The organism is Nitratireductor sp. PBL-C9 (assembly GCF_050877045.1).
Lineage (GTDB): Bacteria > Pseudomonadota > Alphaproteobacteria > Rhizobiales > Rhizobiaceae > Nitratireductor > Nitratireductor aquimarinus.
On sequence record NZ_JBPAXW010000001.1, the window covers coordinates 558,844 to 572,976 of the forward strand.

General features: G+C 60.8%; 14 protein-coding genes. 10 read left to right on the forward strand and 4 right to left on the reverse strand.

The annotated features are described in order from the left end of the window. The first annotated feature begins 62 nt into the window (after positions 1–62). The 7 genes from ACRTG1_RS02665 to ACRTG1_RS02695 all read left to right on the forward strand — a co-directional run bounded on the left by ACRTG1_RS02665 (position 63) and on the right by ACRTG1_RS02695 (position 7,877). Positions 63–902 carry an IclR family transcriptional regulator gene (locus tag ACRTG1_RS02665; protein WP_113156606.1) on the forward strand — a complete coding sequence of 280 codons (840 nt, stop codon included), beginning with the start codon at positions 63–65 and terminating at the stop codon, positions 900–902. 113 nt (positions 903–1,015) lie between these two features. Then, positions 1,016–2,020 (forward strand): ABC transporter substrate-binding protein, encoded by a 1,005-nt coding sequence (locus ACRTG1_RS02670; protein WP_297561283.1) that lies wholly within the window; start codon positions 1,016–1,018, stop codon positions 2,018–2,020. A gap of 2 nt (positions 2,021–2,022) precedes the next feature. Then, entirely contained in the window at positions 2,023–2,811 is a 789-nt protein-coding gene (locus ACRTG1_RS02675; protein WP_246747112.1) for an ABC transporter ATP-binding protein, read from the forward strand. Further along, the gene (locus tag ACRTG1_RS02680) at positions 2,811–3,596 is read left to right on the forward strand and encodes an ABC transporter permease (RefSeq protein ID WP_113156604.1); all 786 of its coding nucleotides are present in this window, start codon (positions 2,811–2,813) and stop codon (positions 3,594–3,596) included. Before ACRTG1_RS02675 ends, ACRTG1_RS02680 begins: the two co-directional genes overlap by 1 nt. A 659-nt stretch (positions 3,597–4,255) precedes the next feature. After that, positions 4,256–4,972 (forward strand): GntR family transcriptional regulator, encoded by a 717-nt coding sequence (locus ACRTG1_RS02685; RefSeq protein ID WP_162742413.1) that lies wholly within the window; start codon positions 4,256–4,258, stop codon positions 4,970–4,972. Beyond that, positions 4,969–6,879, forward strand: a complete 1,911-nt coding sequence (locus ACRTG1_RS02690) for a TRAP transporter permease (protein WP_432515718.1) — start codon at positions 4,969–4,971, stop codon at positions 6,877–6,879. Before ACRTG1_RS02685 ends, ACRTG1_RS02690 begins: the two co-directional genes overlap by 4 nt. 17 nt (positions 6,880–6,896) lie before the next feature. Next, positions 6,897–7,877, forward strand: a complete 981-nt coding sequence (locus tag ACRTG1_RS02695) for a TAXI family TRAP transporter solute-binding subunit (RefSeq protein WP_206552984.1) — start codon at positions 6,897–6,899, stop codon at positions 7,875–7,877. Positions 7,878–7,970: 93 nt separating this feature from the next. Here the strand turns inward: ACRTG1_RS02695 and ACRTG1_RS02700 are convergent, their stop codons facing one another. Together ACRTG1_RS02700 and ACRTG1_RS02705 are read right to left on the reverse strand one after the other, a co-directional pair. Next, positions 7,971–8,360 (reverse strand): carboxymuconolactone decarboxylase family protein, encoded by a 390-nt coding sequence (locus ACRTG1_RS02700; RefSeq protein WP_206549154.1) that lies wholly within the window; start codon positions 8,358–8,360, stop codon positions 7,971–7,973. After that, entirely contained in the window at positions 8,357–8,989 is a 633-nt protein-coding gene (locus ACRTG1_RS02705; RefSeq protein WP_246747113.1) for a GntR family transcriptional regulator, read from the reverse strand. The genes ACRTG1_RS02700 and ACRTG1_RS02705 overlap by 4 nt, the downstream gene beginning before the upstream one ends. 160 nt (positions 8,990–9,149) lie before the next feature. On the opposite strand from ACRTG1_RS02705, the gene ACRTG1_RS02710 reads away from it, so the two are divergent. The 3 genes from ACRTG1_RS02710 to ACRTG1_RS02720 all read left to right on the forward strand — a co-directional run bounded on the left by ACRTG1_RS02710 (position 9,150) and on the right by ACRTG1_RS02720 (position 12,093). Continuing rightward, positions 9,150–9,752 carry an amino acid synthesis family protein gene (locus ACRTG1_RS02710; protein ID WP_113156598.1) on the forward strand — a complete coding sequence of 201 codons (603 nt, stop codon included), beginning with the start codon at positions 9,150–9,152 and terminating at the stop codon, positions 9,750–9,752. Then, positions 9,724–10,536 (forward strand): alpha/beta fold hydrolase, encoded by an 813-nt coding sequence (locus ACRTG1_RS02715; protein WP_432515719.1) that lies wholly within the window; start codon positions 9,724–9,726, stop codon positions 10,534–10,536. Before ACRTG1_RS02710 ends, ACRTG1_RS02715 begins: the two co-directional genes overlap by 29 nt. A gap of 108 nt (positions 10,537–10,644) precedes the next feature. Then, positions 10,645–12,093 carry an NAD-dependent succinate-semialdehyde dehydrogenase gene (locus tag ACRTG1_RS02720; protein ID WP_432515720.1) on the forward strand — a complete coding sequence of 483 codons (1,449 nt, stop codon included), beginning with the start codon at positions 10,645–10,647 and terminating at the stop codon, positions 12,091–12,093. Positions 12,094–12,177: 84 nt separating this feature from the next. Here ACRTG1_RS02720 and ltnD read toward each other — a convergent pair whose 3' ends face one another. Beyond that, entirely contained in the window at positions 12,178–13,113 is a 936-nt protein-coding gene (gene ltnD / locus ACRTG1_RS02725; RefSeq protein ID WP_297561309.1) for an L-threonate dehydrogenase, read from the reverse strand. Then, entirely contained in the window at positions 13,110–14,102 is a 993-nt protein-coding gene (gene denD, locus ACRTG1_RS02730; protein ID WP_432515721.1) for a D-erythronate dehydrogenase, read from the reverse strand. Before denD ends, ltnD begins: the two co-directional genes overlap by 4 nt. Positions 14,103–14,133 lie beyond the last annotated feature (31 nt).

Consider the following 14,133-nt stretch of genomic DNA (forward strand, 5'->3'; position numbering starts at 1 on the left):
TCCTCTCTCCTGAGTTGACCGGACGCTAGATCAAGGGCGTTTTACCTGCTAGACAGTGTTTTATGGACAAAACATCTTCGCCTTCCTCTCCCGCTCCACCCTCCGATGACAAATACATCGTCCCCGGGCTGATCCGCGGCCTGCAGGTGCTGCAGTCCTTCACACCGGACAACCGGGAGATGACGCTTTCGGACATCGCGCGCAGATTGGGGACGACCCGCTCGGCAGCCTTCCGGACGGTCTACACGCTGGCACAACAGGGATATCTTCTGCACAATCAGCAAACCTCGCGGTACGCGCTGGGACCTGCCGTTCTGCGGCTCGGCTATGGTTACCTGGCGACGCGCGAACTGGTGGAAGTCGCACTGCCCGAACTCGAAAAACTCCGAGATGAGACCGACTGGTCGGCTCATCTGGGTGTGCGCGATGGTCGCTTCGTGCTCTACATGCTGCGCGTTCCGAGCCATATGGGCCTTGCCAGTATCGTTCACGTCGGCAGCCGCCTGCCTGCCGCCGGCACCACAATGGGCCGCGTCCTGCTGGCCGATCTCAGCGAGGATGAATTGTTCCGCCTCTTCCGTGACGAGACCTATCAGAACGCGCCAGGGCAAACACCGCGCAGCCTGGGCGAGGTGAGCGCACAATGGAAACGTGACCGGAATGCGCGCTCCATTGTTCAGATCGGCAATTTCGAAACCGGGATCGCAAGCATAGCGGCGCCGGTGCGCGACATCGAAGGCAATGTCGTTGCCGCCATCAACGCCACGCAGGCGGCCTCCGCCGACCGGATTGACAGCATCGACGCCAGTGTTCGGCGCGAAGTGGTGCGCACGGCCGACGCCATCACCCGCCTTTTAGGCGGTCTTCCGAAAACTCCGACTGCCGAACTCACTGACGTCTGAAGACGGGAGGGATCTGATTATCCGGCTAGACAAACCGCTCTTGCCATAGCCGGCAATTTGCGCTTAGATTTGATTGAACACTGAGTTCATATTTGAACAGGGAGGTAAGCCGCGTGAACCTGACGAGACGAAACCTGATGCTGGGAGCGATGAGCAGCGCAGCCATGCTGTCATTCCCGATCAAGGGGCAGGCAGAAGAAACGTTTAATTTCATCACACCCTTCACGCTGTCACTGGCCTTCGCGCCGGTCATCTATGCGGATGCCGCCGGCTATTACGCCGACGAAGGGCTGGCGATGAACCTGCAGGCTGGCAAGGGCGCGGCCCTTGCGGCGCAGATGACCATTGCCAAGCAAATGGATTCCGGCCGCACCGGCGGCACCAACTACATCGTCTCACGCATCAACAACGACGCGCCGCTGATCTCGATCGCCACCATCGCCCAGCGCTCCCCGTTCTTCCTGCTTTCCTCGAAGGAAAATCCAGTGAAGACCATGGCCGACCTGGAAGGTCGCACGGTGGGCATGGCGACGCTGGGAGGCTCCATGGAGGGCACGCTCGACCTGATGATGTCCAGGGCCGGTGCTTCGCCGGACAAGGTCGACAAGGTCAAGGTCGCCGATTCCGCTGCATCCTTCGCGCTGATCGAGGCCGGCCGCGCCGGCGCTTTCATCGGCAACACCTCTTCCATGATCATTGCCAGCGCAGCGCGCGACGATGTCTCGGTCATGCCGATCGATGACGGTATGCCGGGTCAGGTCTATGTCGCCCGCCCTGACATGATTGCCGCAAACCCTGAAAAGTTCGTCTCCTTCCTGCGCGCTACGCACCGCGCGGCCAAGGAAATCGTCACCACGGAAGACCTTCTGCCAATTCTCAAGATCATTGGCGAGAAACACGACGTCTCTGGCCTCAAAAATCTGGAAACGGCGCAGAAAGACCTCCGCACCAACGCGGAAAACTGGGCTTCAAAGGGCGAAGACAATATCCTCCGCAACATCCCCGAGCTCTGGGAGAGCGCCGTTGATCTGCTTGCTGGCGCCAAGCTCATCGACAAAGCTGTGCCCGCGACCGAACTCTACACGAACGACCTACTCGATCAGGCTCTGAAAGCATGAAAATGGACAACCCGGCCGACATCCGCATTGTGGGTGTCGGCAAGACCTTTGGTCAGGGCGAGAACGCCGTCCGCGCCATTGGCGATGCAACGCTCGACATGCAGCGCGGCGACTTCATTTCGCTGCTCGGACCGTCAGGCTGCGGCAAGACCACCCTTTTGCGCATCATCGCCGGTCTTGAAAAGCCGAGCGAGGGTGAAATCATCGTGCGGGATCGCTCCGTCTGGGAAGGCGGCAAACGATCCGTTGAAGCCACGCGCCCCGTCTCCATGATGTTCCAGGAGGCGCGTCTGTTCCCCTGGTTCACCGTTGCAGAAAATGTCGCCCTGCCCCTGCGCCTTCGCGGGGTAAGGAAGGCGGAACGGGAGGAGCGGGCCCATGCGCTCTGCGAGACCGTGGGCCTCAAGGGTTTCGAGAAAGCGCGGCCTTCTGCACTTTCCGGCGGCATGCGCCAGCGCGCCTCGCTGGCGCGCGCCCTGATCACCGAACCTCAGGTTCTGCTGCTCGACGAGCCCTTCGGCGCACTCGACGCGATGACACGTGACACGCTGAACATGGAGCTGATGTCGGTCTGCGCGAAGGCGCATGTCACGACCATCCTCGTTACGCACTCGATCACCGAGGCCGCATTCCTGTCGGACCGCGTTGTGGTGCTCGCCGCCCGGCCGGCCCGCATTACCGAGGTCATCGAGATGCCTTTCGAGCGCCCCCGCACGCTTGATCTGCAACGCAAACCCGAATTCCAGGACATGCTCGTGCATCTTCGCGCCAGCCTGACAGGAGGCCACTGATGGGCACAGATCGTTTCATCCGCATAGCGCTTCCGACAGCAACCGTTGCAGCCTTTCTGATCGCGTGGACAGTGTATGTGCACACTGCCGATGTCTCTGCCTTCATCCTGCCGACGCCGTATCAGATCGTCGTCGCCTTTATCGAACTGGTGAGCGACGCCGAGGTCTGGCGTCATGCGCTTGTCACCGTGATCGAGGCTGTCTCCGGCTTTCTGATCGCCGTCCTTCTCGGCATCACGCTTGGCATGGCAATGGCTCGGGTGCAGATGCTTGAATGGGCGTTCAAGCCCTTCATTGTGTGCCTGCAGCTCATTCCAAAAATCGCGCTCGCACCGCTCTTCATCCTGTGGTTTGGCTTTGGGCTGGAATCGAAGATCGTCATTGCCGCAGCTTTGTCATTCTTCCCGGTCTTCTCGAACTCGTTGATCGCGTTCCGTTCCGTTGAGCCGGGCGACCGCGACGTGTTCGTCATGCTGCAGGCAAACCCGCTACAGCGCTTCACAATGCTCGACCTGCCCACCGCATTGCCCGTGGTTCTGGCCGGCATGGAAGTGGCCGTAGTGATGTCGATGATCGGCGCCATCGTCGGCGAGTTCATCGGTGGCAATGAAGGCCTCGGCTATCTCGCCGTCGCCATGTTGCAGGAGTTGCAGGTCCCGGGCCTTTTCGCCGTGATCGTGCTTCTGACGCTGATTGGACTGACGCTCTACACGCTGATCGCTCAACTGCGCGGCTGGCTGACCCCCTGGCACGCTTCTGTCGCCAGGAAGGCGCAGGAATCCTAGCAACCAACCTTGCAAAAGCCCGCAATCGTGACTGCTTGAAACCGTCACGATTGCGGGCCTGCAAACTTATGCGGCTGACAGGCCGCCCGACCATCTTCCTATATTCAGATCATGGTGCGCCTTGCGGCTCCCCTCGATTGGAAAATCGGGCAGCGCAGAGGCTATTGCGAGCGCCACTCAGCTCTCCACTCCCGTTCTTCCGGGATCCCGCGCGAAACCGCGCCGTGGGCTATGTCGGCAACTGCCTCCATCGACCGGCGTCAAACGCTTTTGACCATCAAGGTTGAAAGCCAGCGACACTCGGAGCTCTTCTCCGCCACGCCTGAGCGCCCCGTCTTTGGATCACCCTAGACCAGATTTCGGCCTGCTCCTTTGATGCGGCCTTGCGTTCGATCAGCTCGGTTGAGCGGACAAACGACTGATTTTCTCCCTTAACGAGCAGCAAACCTCGCATTGCTTCAACGATGCGGACGACATTCGGGCCATCGGCGAGCCGCTTTAGCCACTCCTGCGCCCGGATTCCGCCCCGAAACAGAAAACGGGTTGAGTATTCTGTAATACGGTATTATTGTATACCGATGTTCAGGCGGCGAGGCATTCGCTGGCCCGCCCGCTTTGGGCAGGAACAGACGACGGGTCTCAGGCATGGGAGGTGGCTGATGAGCGTTCACACTATGGAGATGCTGCGCATCGACCGGACCACGCCGACATTGCGGTCGCGGGTTCAGGACACCATTCAGGGTGCAATCCTTGATGGGAAGCTCGCTCCCGGCCAGAAGATCGTCGAACGCGAACTCTGCGAAGCAACCGGCGTGAGCCGGACCATTGTTCGCGAGGCCCTTGCCCGGCTTGAAGAGAAAGGGCTGGTCGGTCGCGACGCCAACAACAATCTAATTGTCGTTCTGATGAGCGCACGCGAGATCCGGGACATCTACGAAGTACGCGCCAGCCTGGAAGCCCTGGCGGCGCGGCTTTTCACCCAGCGCGCCTCCAGTGACACGATCAACGACATCGCCGGGGCCGCCGAGAGGCTGAAGAACGCCTTCAGAGCCGGCGAACTCGCAGCGATCAGGGAAGCGACCACGACATTCTATGACATCATGATCGAAGGGTCCGGAAACGGGGAAATCCAGCGTTCCCTGAATGCGATCATCGAACGCGTCTACTTTCTGCGGACGCAGTCCATGTCCGACCCGGAACGTCATGACGCAAGCCATTCGGAGATGCAGGCAATCGCTTCTGCCCTGATTGCCCGCGACACCGCCGCCGCCGAAAAAGCAAGTTTCGTCCACGTCGCTGCAGCGTGTGACGCGGCCCTGCGCCACCTGAAAAAGGCGCCACAGGGCTCCACCCCACAAGGAGATCAGTTGAAATGACAGAACCCACGCGAGAGCGTCGCTCCGGCGTCGACTGGGTGCTGACAGCGGTCGGGATGCTCATATTCGCTTATATGGCATACGCGACGCTTTTCGGACCGTACAAGACAACCATCGTTCACCTCGCGCTGTTTGCCTGCGCCATGCTCTGCATCGCCTTCCTTGACCGGACGCGGTCCGATCAGCAGGTCATGCGAAGCGTTCAATGGGGCCTGGACGCCACATTTGCCGCGGCCACCATCGTGACCATGGGCTATGTGATCGTCAATTTCGAACGCCTGATCAATCTCTGGGGCTCCAGCTACCTCACAGGCACGGATGTCGCCATCGGCGTCGCGATCATCGTCATTTCGCTGGAGGCCGCGCGCCGGCACTCCACCATACTGTTCGCGCTTGGCGTGTTCGGTGTCGTCTACATGCTCTACGGAGCCTACTTTCCCGGCGTCATGCAGCATGCGGGCATGGACCTCAAGCGGATCATCTACCTGACCGCCTATACAACCGAAGGCTTTTTCGGCACCGGCCTGAGCGTCGCGGCATCCTATCTGTTCATGTTCATGATGCTGGGTTCGGCCCTGCAGGCAACGCGCACGGGCGACTTCATCATGAAGGTCGCAAACGCCACCACCGGCCGGCAGGTCGGCGGCGCGGCCAAGAGCGCGATGGTCGCCAGCGCCGGTCTCGGCACCATGGTGGGAAGCTCTGTCGGCAACGTCGTCACCACGGGAACGTTCACGATCCCGCTGATGATCCGCACCGGCTTCCGGCCGCATGTGGCAGCCGCCGTGGAAACCAACACCTCGGAAGGCGCACAGCTCGTTCCGCCAATTCTGGGCGCGGCCGCTTTCATCATGGCGCAGCTCACCGGCATCCCCTACGCAACGATTGCAGTTGCCGCCATTCTGCCCGCCGTTCTCTACTATCTCTCGCTCTACTGCGTGGTGCATTTCGAGGCGCGCAAGGCCGGCCTTGCAGGCATTCCGGAAGACGAGATCCCCAGCCTGCGACAGAGCTTTGCCGATGGATGGCATCTTCTGGTCGCGCCCGCCGTGCTCTTCTATCTGCTGATAGTCGAGTCCTACACACCGTCTTACGCCAGCCTCATCGCCATCGGCATCGCAATGGTGTGCGGTCTCGCACGAAGCGTTTCGCGCATGCCTTTCCGGGCCATTCTCGACCAGTTCGACAGTGGCGCGCGCCAGGCGGCCGCGATCACGGCCCTGATCGTCTCAATCGGCCTCCTTCAGGCGGCGATCGTGACAACGGGCCTTGGACCGCGCATTGCCGACATCATCCTCTCGGTCAGCGACGGCTCGCTGCTGATGACCGCCATCCTCGCCGTGGTTGCGGCAACGCTGCTCGGCATGGGAATGCCCACGCCCATCGCCTACCTGCTTCTGGCGATGTTCACGGCTCCGGCTCTGACCGCCGCCGGCGCACCGCTGCTTGGCGCGCATCTGTTCCTCTTCTACTTCGCGATCAAATCCGGCTCCACACCTCCGGTGGCCCTCGTGGCCGTGGTGGCTGCCGGCATTGCACGCGCGAACTGGTGGAGCACGGCAGTCACTGCATTCGTTCACTCGCTGCCGGGCTTCATTGTCGCGTTCATGTTCCTGTTCTCACCGGCCCTGCTGCTTCAGGGTGATGCCATGACGGTCGCGCTTTCGGCCTGCTCGGCTGCGATCGGCGTCTTTGCCATGGCAGCCGCGGTGCAGGGCTGGTGCGCCGGACGGATCAACTGGATCGAACGCGCATTGCTGGCGGCAGCGGCCATCTCGCTCATCAACCCCGGCTACCTCACCGACATCGCAGGCGTTGCCGTCGTCGCCCTGATCTATCTGCGCCGCGCCAGGCTCGATGGAATCCAGAGCGCCCCGGCAACCGGCGCAAAACACCAGAACACGTAATCAAAAGGGAGAAGTAAATGTTCAAGATACCGTCCAAAATCCGGCATGCAGCACTCTTTGCCGCCGCCTCGATCATGGTTTCGTCCGCCGCCTCGGCTCAGGAGCAGCTTTCCATCGGAACCAGCAGCTCCGGCTCCGGCCCCTACATCAACGGCGCAACCATCTCGGAAGTGTTCAACAACGCGCAGGACAAGTACAAACTGTCCGTCCAGACCACCGGCGGCTACCGCGACAATCTCGGTCTGGTGCTGAACAGCGAACTCGACATCGCTCTCAACACGCTGATCGATCTGGAATTCGCCTACAACAAGCGCAATGACTTCGCCAACATCCCCATCGCGGACGAGTTCAAGAACCTGCGACAGCTGTTCATCTTCAGCGTCGTGCCGGAAAATGTCTTTGTGCGCGAAGATTCAGGGATCACATCGCTTGAGGGCATCAAGGGACATGCGATCAACCTCAACACGCCGTCGAGCTTCACCTACGGGCTTAATCTGGAGCTGCTCAAGGCAGCCGGCCTTTCCACGGACGATATCAAGGCAGGAACGGTTTCCACCGGGCAGGTTTTCGATGAAATCCGCAATGGCGTCTTCGACGGCGGCATGCATGTCTTCCAGGTGGGGCTGGCAAACGCACAGCAGCTTTCGTCCACCGTGCCGATGCGCTATCTGAACCTCGACCCCGAGGTGATCGAACGCCTCAACGAAGTCTACTACGACCTTCTCGTACCGTTCGAAGTGCCCGCAGGCACCTATCGCGGGCAGGATGAGCCTGTGTCCACCTTCGGTCTGGCGCAGGTGATCTACACCGACGCGGAAGCCGACGAGGACATGATCTACGAATTCACGAAGGCGTTCTGGGAAAACCTGCAGGCGCTCGGCGAGAGCAACACGAGCTTCAAGGGACTGACCGTCGAGCTTGGAGCGCAGAAGCGGACCGTTCCGATGCACCCCGGCGCGGAGCGTTACTTCAAGGAAATCGGCGCGATTGCCGATTGATGCTTCCGGGCCGGTCCAAGACCGGCCCGTTTTCTTTCCAGTCGTGAAAGCACATCTAAAAAGGCAGAGCAGTCGCCGCCGGTGATCGGCCTGCTACTCCGCTTCCACCTCTTCCAGAACCTTGCGCGCGGCGCGAAAGCACTCCAGCGCCTGCGGCACGCCGCAATAGATGCCGATCACATGAATGATGGCGCGCAGTTCGTCCTGGGTCACGCCATTGCGAATGGCCCCGCGACAATGCAGTTCCCACTCGTGCATCTTGCCGAGCGCGCCAATCATCGAGAGGTTCATCATCGACCGCGTTTTCGCGTCGATGACCTCATCGCCCCAGCCGAAGCCCCAGCACCAGGCCGTCATCGCTTCCTGAAAAGGGCGTGTGAATTCATCAGCCTTTGCCAGATTGCTTTCGACATACTCGGCCCCAAGCGTGGACTTTCGTTTCTCCAGCCCCTTGAGGAAGAGGTCTTCGTCGAATGCGCTCATGATTTTTCCTTGTCTCCGGCCAGGAGTTTCTGTGCGATGGACGTGGCGTCCGTCAGGTGGGCTTCAACGGCAGCCAGGGCCGCCTCGGGGTCACGCGCAGCAATCGCTTCGCAGATGTTGCGCATATGGGTCGGGCCAGACACTTTTCTGTTTTCGCTGGTCAGCGTCATCACGCGCAGGCGGGAAATACGGCCGTTCAGGCGCTGCACGACTTCCCAGGCGATATTGTGCCCTGCCCCCTCGAAGATGAGAGCATAAAACCGCGTCGTGGCCTTGAAGAGCGCACCGGGTGTTTCCTTTGCGGCAGCGGCTTCCAGATCGACAAGCGCTTCGCGCAGACGCCGCTCAAGATCCGGTGTCATGTTCCTTGCGCAGGCCTCGGCAGCCGCCGTTTCAAGCTTCAGCCTGATATCGTAGATCTGCCGTGCATCGTCCCAGTCCATCCTGGCGACGATCGGCCCGCGATTGGGCAGATGCTCCACCAGACCTTCCGCATCGAGATAGCGCAGCGTTTCTCGAACCACCGTACGGCTGACGCCCAGTTGCTCGCAGAGCACGCGCTCAACCAGTCGGTCGCCCGGCTTGAACACGCCGTCGATTATCGCATCGCGCAGGCGTTCAAGAACCATGTCTCGCAGGGTGGTGGGCTGCTGCTCAATTTTATTCAGGCCAAGATTTGTCATGCCGACGAGATAGCAGCGTAGATTCCCGCAAGCAAGGTTGTTTGAATGATTGTATTACGGTATACCATAATCAACACCAACCGTTCGAATCAACCGGGAGCTGCGAATGCCTGCTGAGATCCGCAAAACACTACTACACGTCGAGGAAACGCTCATCGAAGGCGGGAAAGCTGCACCAACGCCCCTGAAAATGATCGCGGCGGTGGCCGTCATCCGGAACCCATGGGCAGGACGGGGTTTTGTCGAGGATCTGAGGCCCGAGATCATGGATTGCGCCCCCGGACTGGGCGAACTCCTCACCGAAATGATTCTGGAAGCAGCAGGCGGCGGCGACAAGGTCGAGGGTTACGGAAAATCGGCAATCGTCGGCCTGTCCGGCGAAGTCGAACACGCTTCGGCTCTGATCCACACGCTCCGTTTCGGCAACCATTACCGTGAGGCGGTGGGCGCCAAGTCATACCTGGCTTTCTGCAACACGCGCGGTCCGGCTAACGCTCCGCTCATGATCCCGCTCATGGACAAGAATGACGGCGGAAAGCGCAGTCATTATCTCACCATCCAGCTTTCAATAGCAGACGCACCGGCAGCGGACGAAATCGTGATCGCGCTTGGTGCTTCGATTGGCGGACGGCCGCACCACCGCATCGGCGACCGGTATCAGGACCTCAAGGAGCTCGGGCATGACGTTGAAAACCCTGCAGCTGTCTGAGGGTTACGGCCAACTGGGGTATCGCGAGGCTGGAGAGGGCGACATTGTCGTCCTCATCCATGGCGTCGGCATGCAGTCTGCGGCCTGGGGGCCGCAGATCGATGCACTTTCAAAGACGCATCATGTCTTTGCTCTGGACATGCCCGGGCACGGCCTCAGCAGCCACCTGCCCGAAGGCGCGCAGGTGTGCGACTATGTGAACTGGCTGCACACGGCGCTGCAGGCACTCAACCTGCAGAAGATCAGTCTGGCGGGTCACTCCATGGGCGCCCTGATCGCCGTTGGCTTCACGGTCACCTATCCCGATATGGTTGAGCGCGTTGCACTGTTGAACGGCGTGTTCCGCCGGGATCCTGACGCGCGTGCCGCCGTCGAAGACCGTGCCGCACAAATCCGGGCTGGCGCCTTTGATGTCGCCACCCCATTGAGCCGCTGGTTCGGTGACAGCCCTGCCGAGCAGGAAGCGCGCGATCAGGTGGCCGAATGGCTCGGCAGTGTCGATCATGCGGGCTATGCAACGGCCTACACGGCCTTTTCCCGTGGCGATACATACTATGCCGATCACGTCTCAGGCATTGAATGTCCGCTGCTGGCGCTCACCGGTGAAGGTGATCCAAACTCCACACCGGCGATGTCGCGCGCCATGGCGCAGGCAGCACAAAACGGTCACGCGGTTATCGTTGCCGGGCATCGCCACATGGTGAACCTGACAGCGGTGGATACCGTGAACCACGAGCTGGAAACCTGGCTCAGCATCCCTTGCGCATTGAGCCGCACAGCCTGATCCGCACACTCACCGCAAAGCGTTGATCAAGGCGTACAAGAGAAAGGCCGTGTTCTTCGAAACAGAGCACGGCCGCAACGTCCCTTTCCCAAGATTGCGAGAGAAACGATGATCCCCCTTGATCGACCCGACCTTCTCATTTCGGATGCGTTCATCGCCGGAGACTGGCACCGCACCGACCGGGCTTTTCCGGTGACGAACCCTTCCACGGGAGCAAAGCTGGCCGATGTCGCGGATTGCACACGCGACGATGTTCGCCGCGCCATATCGGCGGCCGCGCCAGCGCAGAAAGTCTGGGCGCGTTGCGCCGCAAAAGAGCGCGCCGGCATCCTGCGCCGCTGGTTTGACCTGATCGTCGATCATGCCGACGACCTGGCGGCAATCCTGACGGCTGAAATGGGAAAACCGCTGGCTGAAGCGCGCGGCGAAATTCTCTATGGCGCAAGCTTTGTCGAGTGGTTCTCAGAAGAAGCCAAACGCATCTACGGGGAAACCATACCGGGGCATCATGAAGACAAGAGGCTGATGGTGATCAGGCAGCCTGTTGGCGTGGTTGGCGCAATCACCCCCTGGAATTTTCCCAATGCGATGATCACGCGCAAAGTCGCGCCAGCGCTTGCCGCCGGCTGCGCCATTCTGGTCAAACCGGCAACCGAAACACCGCTTTCCGCCCTCGCGCTCGCAAAGCTGGCCGAACAAGCAGGCCTGCCTCGGGGACTTCTTTCCGTTCTCCCGTCGACAGACAGTGTCGGCGTGGGACTGGAGTTCACGGAAAACCCGACCATTCGCAAGATCAGCTTCACCGGCTCGACCAATGTGGGGCGCATTCTGATGCGCAACGGGGCAGACCAGATAAAGAAGCTGTCTCTTGAGCTCGGCGGCAATGCGCCATTCATCGTGTTTGACGATGCCGACCTCGACGCCGCCGTGGAAGGCTGCGTCACCTCGAAATTCCGCAATGCAGGACAGACCTGCGTTTGCACAAACCGCATCTATGTTCAGGATGCCGTCTATGACGCGTTTGTCGAGAGATTGAGCAAAGCCGTATCCAGCCTGCAGGTTGGCGATGGTTTTCTTGAAGGCTGCGCGGTCGGCCCGCTGGTGAGCCATTCTGCGATGGACAAGGTTCGCGCCCATATCGACGACGCGCTGGAAAAAGGGGGCACGGTGGTTCTGGGCGGCGCGCCGCATGACCTCGGCGGCACGTTCTTCCAGCCGACCGTCCTGCGGGACGCCACACCTCAGATGGCCGTTGCAAAAGAAGAGACGTTTGGGCCTCTGGCGCCGGTCTTCCGCTTCTCCACTCTGGAAGAGGTGGTGGAGGCTGCCAATGATACGGAATTCGGTCTCGCATCCTATGTCTACAGCCGCGACCTCAGCCGCGTCTGGAGAATGATGGAAGAACTCGAATACGGCATGGTCGGCGTGAACACCGGCCTGATTTCAACGGAAGTCGCGCCGTTCGGGGGCATCAAGCAATCGGGTCTCGGCCGGGAAGGCTCCCGCCACGGGATCGAGGACTATCTGGAAATGAAATATTGCTGCCTGGCGCTGTGAGCGTGTCGCTCCAAGACAGTTTCGCCGCTGGGTGCCCTGCGGCGAAACTGCCTTGATCAGCTGGGGCTGCAGCACGGCAGCCGTTTATTTGTCCTCGTAGCGCTTCGGCGGCAGGTCGATGCCGCTTTGGGCAGCATAGAGCTTCATGAGCGCAATATCCCCCTCGCGCCCCATGCCCTCGGCAGAAGCCGCGCGGTAGCGTTCGAGTGCAGCCTGCGAAACCGGCAGGTCGAGTTTCGCGCCGGATGCCGCATCGGTGACAATACCCAGATCCTTGACGAAAATGTCGATCGCCGAATGCGGCCGGTAGTCGCCATCTGTGATGTATGGCCCCCGGTTCTCGAACATCCACGACGAGCCGGCGCAGGCGGGAATGACCTGCATGATCTGATCCGCATCCAGCCCCTGCGCGATGCCGAAGGAGAATGCTTCGGCTGCGGCGGCGATATGAATGCCGGCCAGAAGCTGGTTGACGCTTTTCATCGCCGACCCCGGCCCGGCCCGGTCGCCCAGCCGGAAGACTGTTTCAGCCATGGCATCCAGCGCTGGCTGCGCTTTCTCAAACGCTTCCGCAGAGCCTGAGGCCATGACCGAAAGCTTGCCCTGTGCCGCACGCGCGGAGCCGCCGGAGATCGGGGCGTCGAGATAAAGAATGCCTTTCTCAGAAAGCTCCTTCTCGAACGCAATGGCCTGCTGCGGATCGATGGTGGCGCAACTGATCACCACCGCACCCGGCTTCAGCATGTCAGCAAGACCATTCGCGCCGAACAGGGCATCACGCGTCTGTGCAGCGTTGACCACGACGAGAATGGCGCCATCGGCTTCGCTGGCAGCCACCGCCAGCGGGCGGTCTCGCCCGGCCTCAGCCCGGAAGCGCGCCTGCGTATCACCATTCAAATCGAAACCATCCACGCCCAGACCGGCGCGCAGCAGCGAACTGCCCATGCCATAGCCCATCGCGCCGAGACCGATCAGAAGGAAGTTTCCGGCGGTGTTGTCCTGCACTGCTGTGTTCATCATGCCTGCTCCGCATCTGTTGCGTAATCTTCGAGATAGGCGCGCACGATCGCTTCAAACGACTCGTCGGCCTCAAAACCGAGTTTGAGCGCCCGGTCGGCTTCAAAAGCCTGGGGCCATGTGGAGAGGATCGCCTCAATGGCCGGGTCTTTTTCGTGACGGATGAGGGCAACGGCGGCATCGCCGGCTATGGCGCGCAGCGCCTCGATCTCATCGGCCACGGTTGCCGAAACGCCGGGCATGGTCATGTTGCGCCGCCCGGCGAGCAATTCGCTGCTGACTACTGCCGCATGGGCCATGAAGCCGATTGCCGCGCGGGGGCTGGCGAACCAGTGCCGCATGGATGTATCGACCGGAAGGATGGCCGGTAGTCCGGCCAGCGGTTCACGCAGAATGCCGGAATAGAAGCTGGAAGCTGCAGCATTCGGCTTTCCCGGTCGAATGCAGATGGTCGGCAGGCGGATGCCGATGCCGTCGAAGAAGCCGCGCCGGCTGTAGTCTGCAAGGAGAAGTTCGCCGATGGCCTTCTGGGTGCCATAGCTGGAGTGCGGCGTAATGATGTGGTCATCGCCAATCACATCGGGCAGTGGCGATCCGAAAACAGCCAGCGACGAGGTGAAGACCACGCGCGGGCAGTATCCGTCTTCTTCATTGGCCTTGCGTATCGCCTCGAACAGATTGCGGGTGCCATCCAGATTGATGCGGTAGCCCTTTTCGAAATCCCGCTCTGCCTCGCCCGATACAATGGCCGCCAGATGGAAGATCACGTCAGGACGGGAAGCAACGAGCTGCTCCGCCGTTTCCACGGCCGAGATATCGCCCGCCTCAACCGTGACACTTATCTCTTCCACTTCAGGCGCATGGGCTGGAACGATATCGAACAGCGTCAGCCGTCCGATTTTGCGGCCTCCGATTTCGCCATCCTTTACGAGGCGCTTTGCCAGCCCGTCGCCGAGCATGCCGGCCGCGCCGATGATAAGGCAGTGAAGCATTTCACAGAACTCCGGATGATTTTGTGCGACT

Bases quoted from the DNA above. Each gene is read 5' to 3' on its own strand.
- ACRTG1_RS02695 (WP_206552984.1), top strand. From the start codon at position 6,897: ATGTTCAAGATACCGTCCAAAATCCGGCATGCAGCACTCTTTGCCGCC.
- ACRTG1_RS02700 (WP_206549154.1), bottom strand. From the start codon at position 8,360: ATGAGCGCATTCGACGAAGACCTCTTCCTCAAGGGGCTGGAGAAACGA.
- ACRTG1_RS02675 (WP_246747112.1), top strand. From the start codon at position 2,023: ATGGACAACCCGGCCGACATCCGCATTGTGGGTGTCGGCAAGACCTTT.
- ACRTG1_RS02715 (WP_432515719.1), top strand. From the start codon at position 9,724: ATGACGTTGAAAACCCTGCAGCTGTCTGAGGGTTACGGCCAACTGGGG.
- ACRTG1_RS02720 (WP_432515720.1), top strand. From the start codon at position 10,645: ATGATCCCCCTTGATCGACCCGACCTTCTCATTTCGGATGCGTTCATC.
- ACRTG1_RS02680 (WP_113156604.1), top strand. From the start codon at position 2,811: ATGGGCACAGATCGTTTCATCCGCATAGCGCTTCCGACAGCAACCGTT.
- ACRTG1_RS02710 (WP_113156598.1), top strand. From the start codon at position 9,150: ATGCCTGCTGAGATCCGCAAAACACTACTACACGTCGAGGAAACGCTC.
- ACRTG1_RS02665 (WP_113156606.1), top strand. From the start codon at position 63: ATGGACAAAACATCTTCGCCTTCCTCTCCCGCTCCACCCTCCGATGAC.
- ltnD (WP_297561309.1), bottom strand. From the start codon at position 13,113: ATGATGAACACAGCAGTGCAGGACAACACCGCCGGAAACTTCCTTCTG.
- denD (WP_432515721.1), bottom strand. From the start codon at position 14,102: ATGCTTCACTGCCTTATCATCGGCGCGGCCGGCATGCTCGGCGACGGG.
- ACRTG1_RS02685 (WP_162742413.1), top strand. From the start codon at position 4,256: ATGAGCGTTCACACTATGGAGATGCTGCGCATCGACCGGACCACGCCG.
- ACRTG1_RS02705 (WP_246747113.1), bottom strand. From the start codon at position 8,989: ATGGTTCTTGAACGCCTGCGCGATGCGATAATCGACGGCGTGTTCAAG.
- ACRTG1_RS02690 (WP_432515718.1), top strand. From the start codon at position 4,969: ATGACAGAACCCACGCGAGAGCGTCGCTCCGGCGTCGACTGGGTGCTG.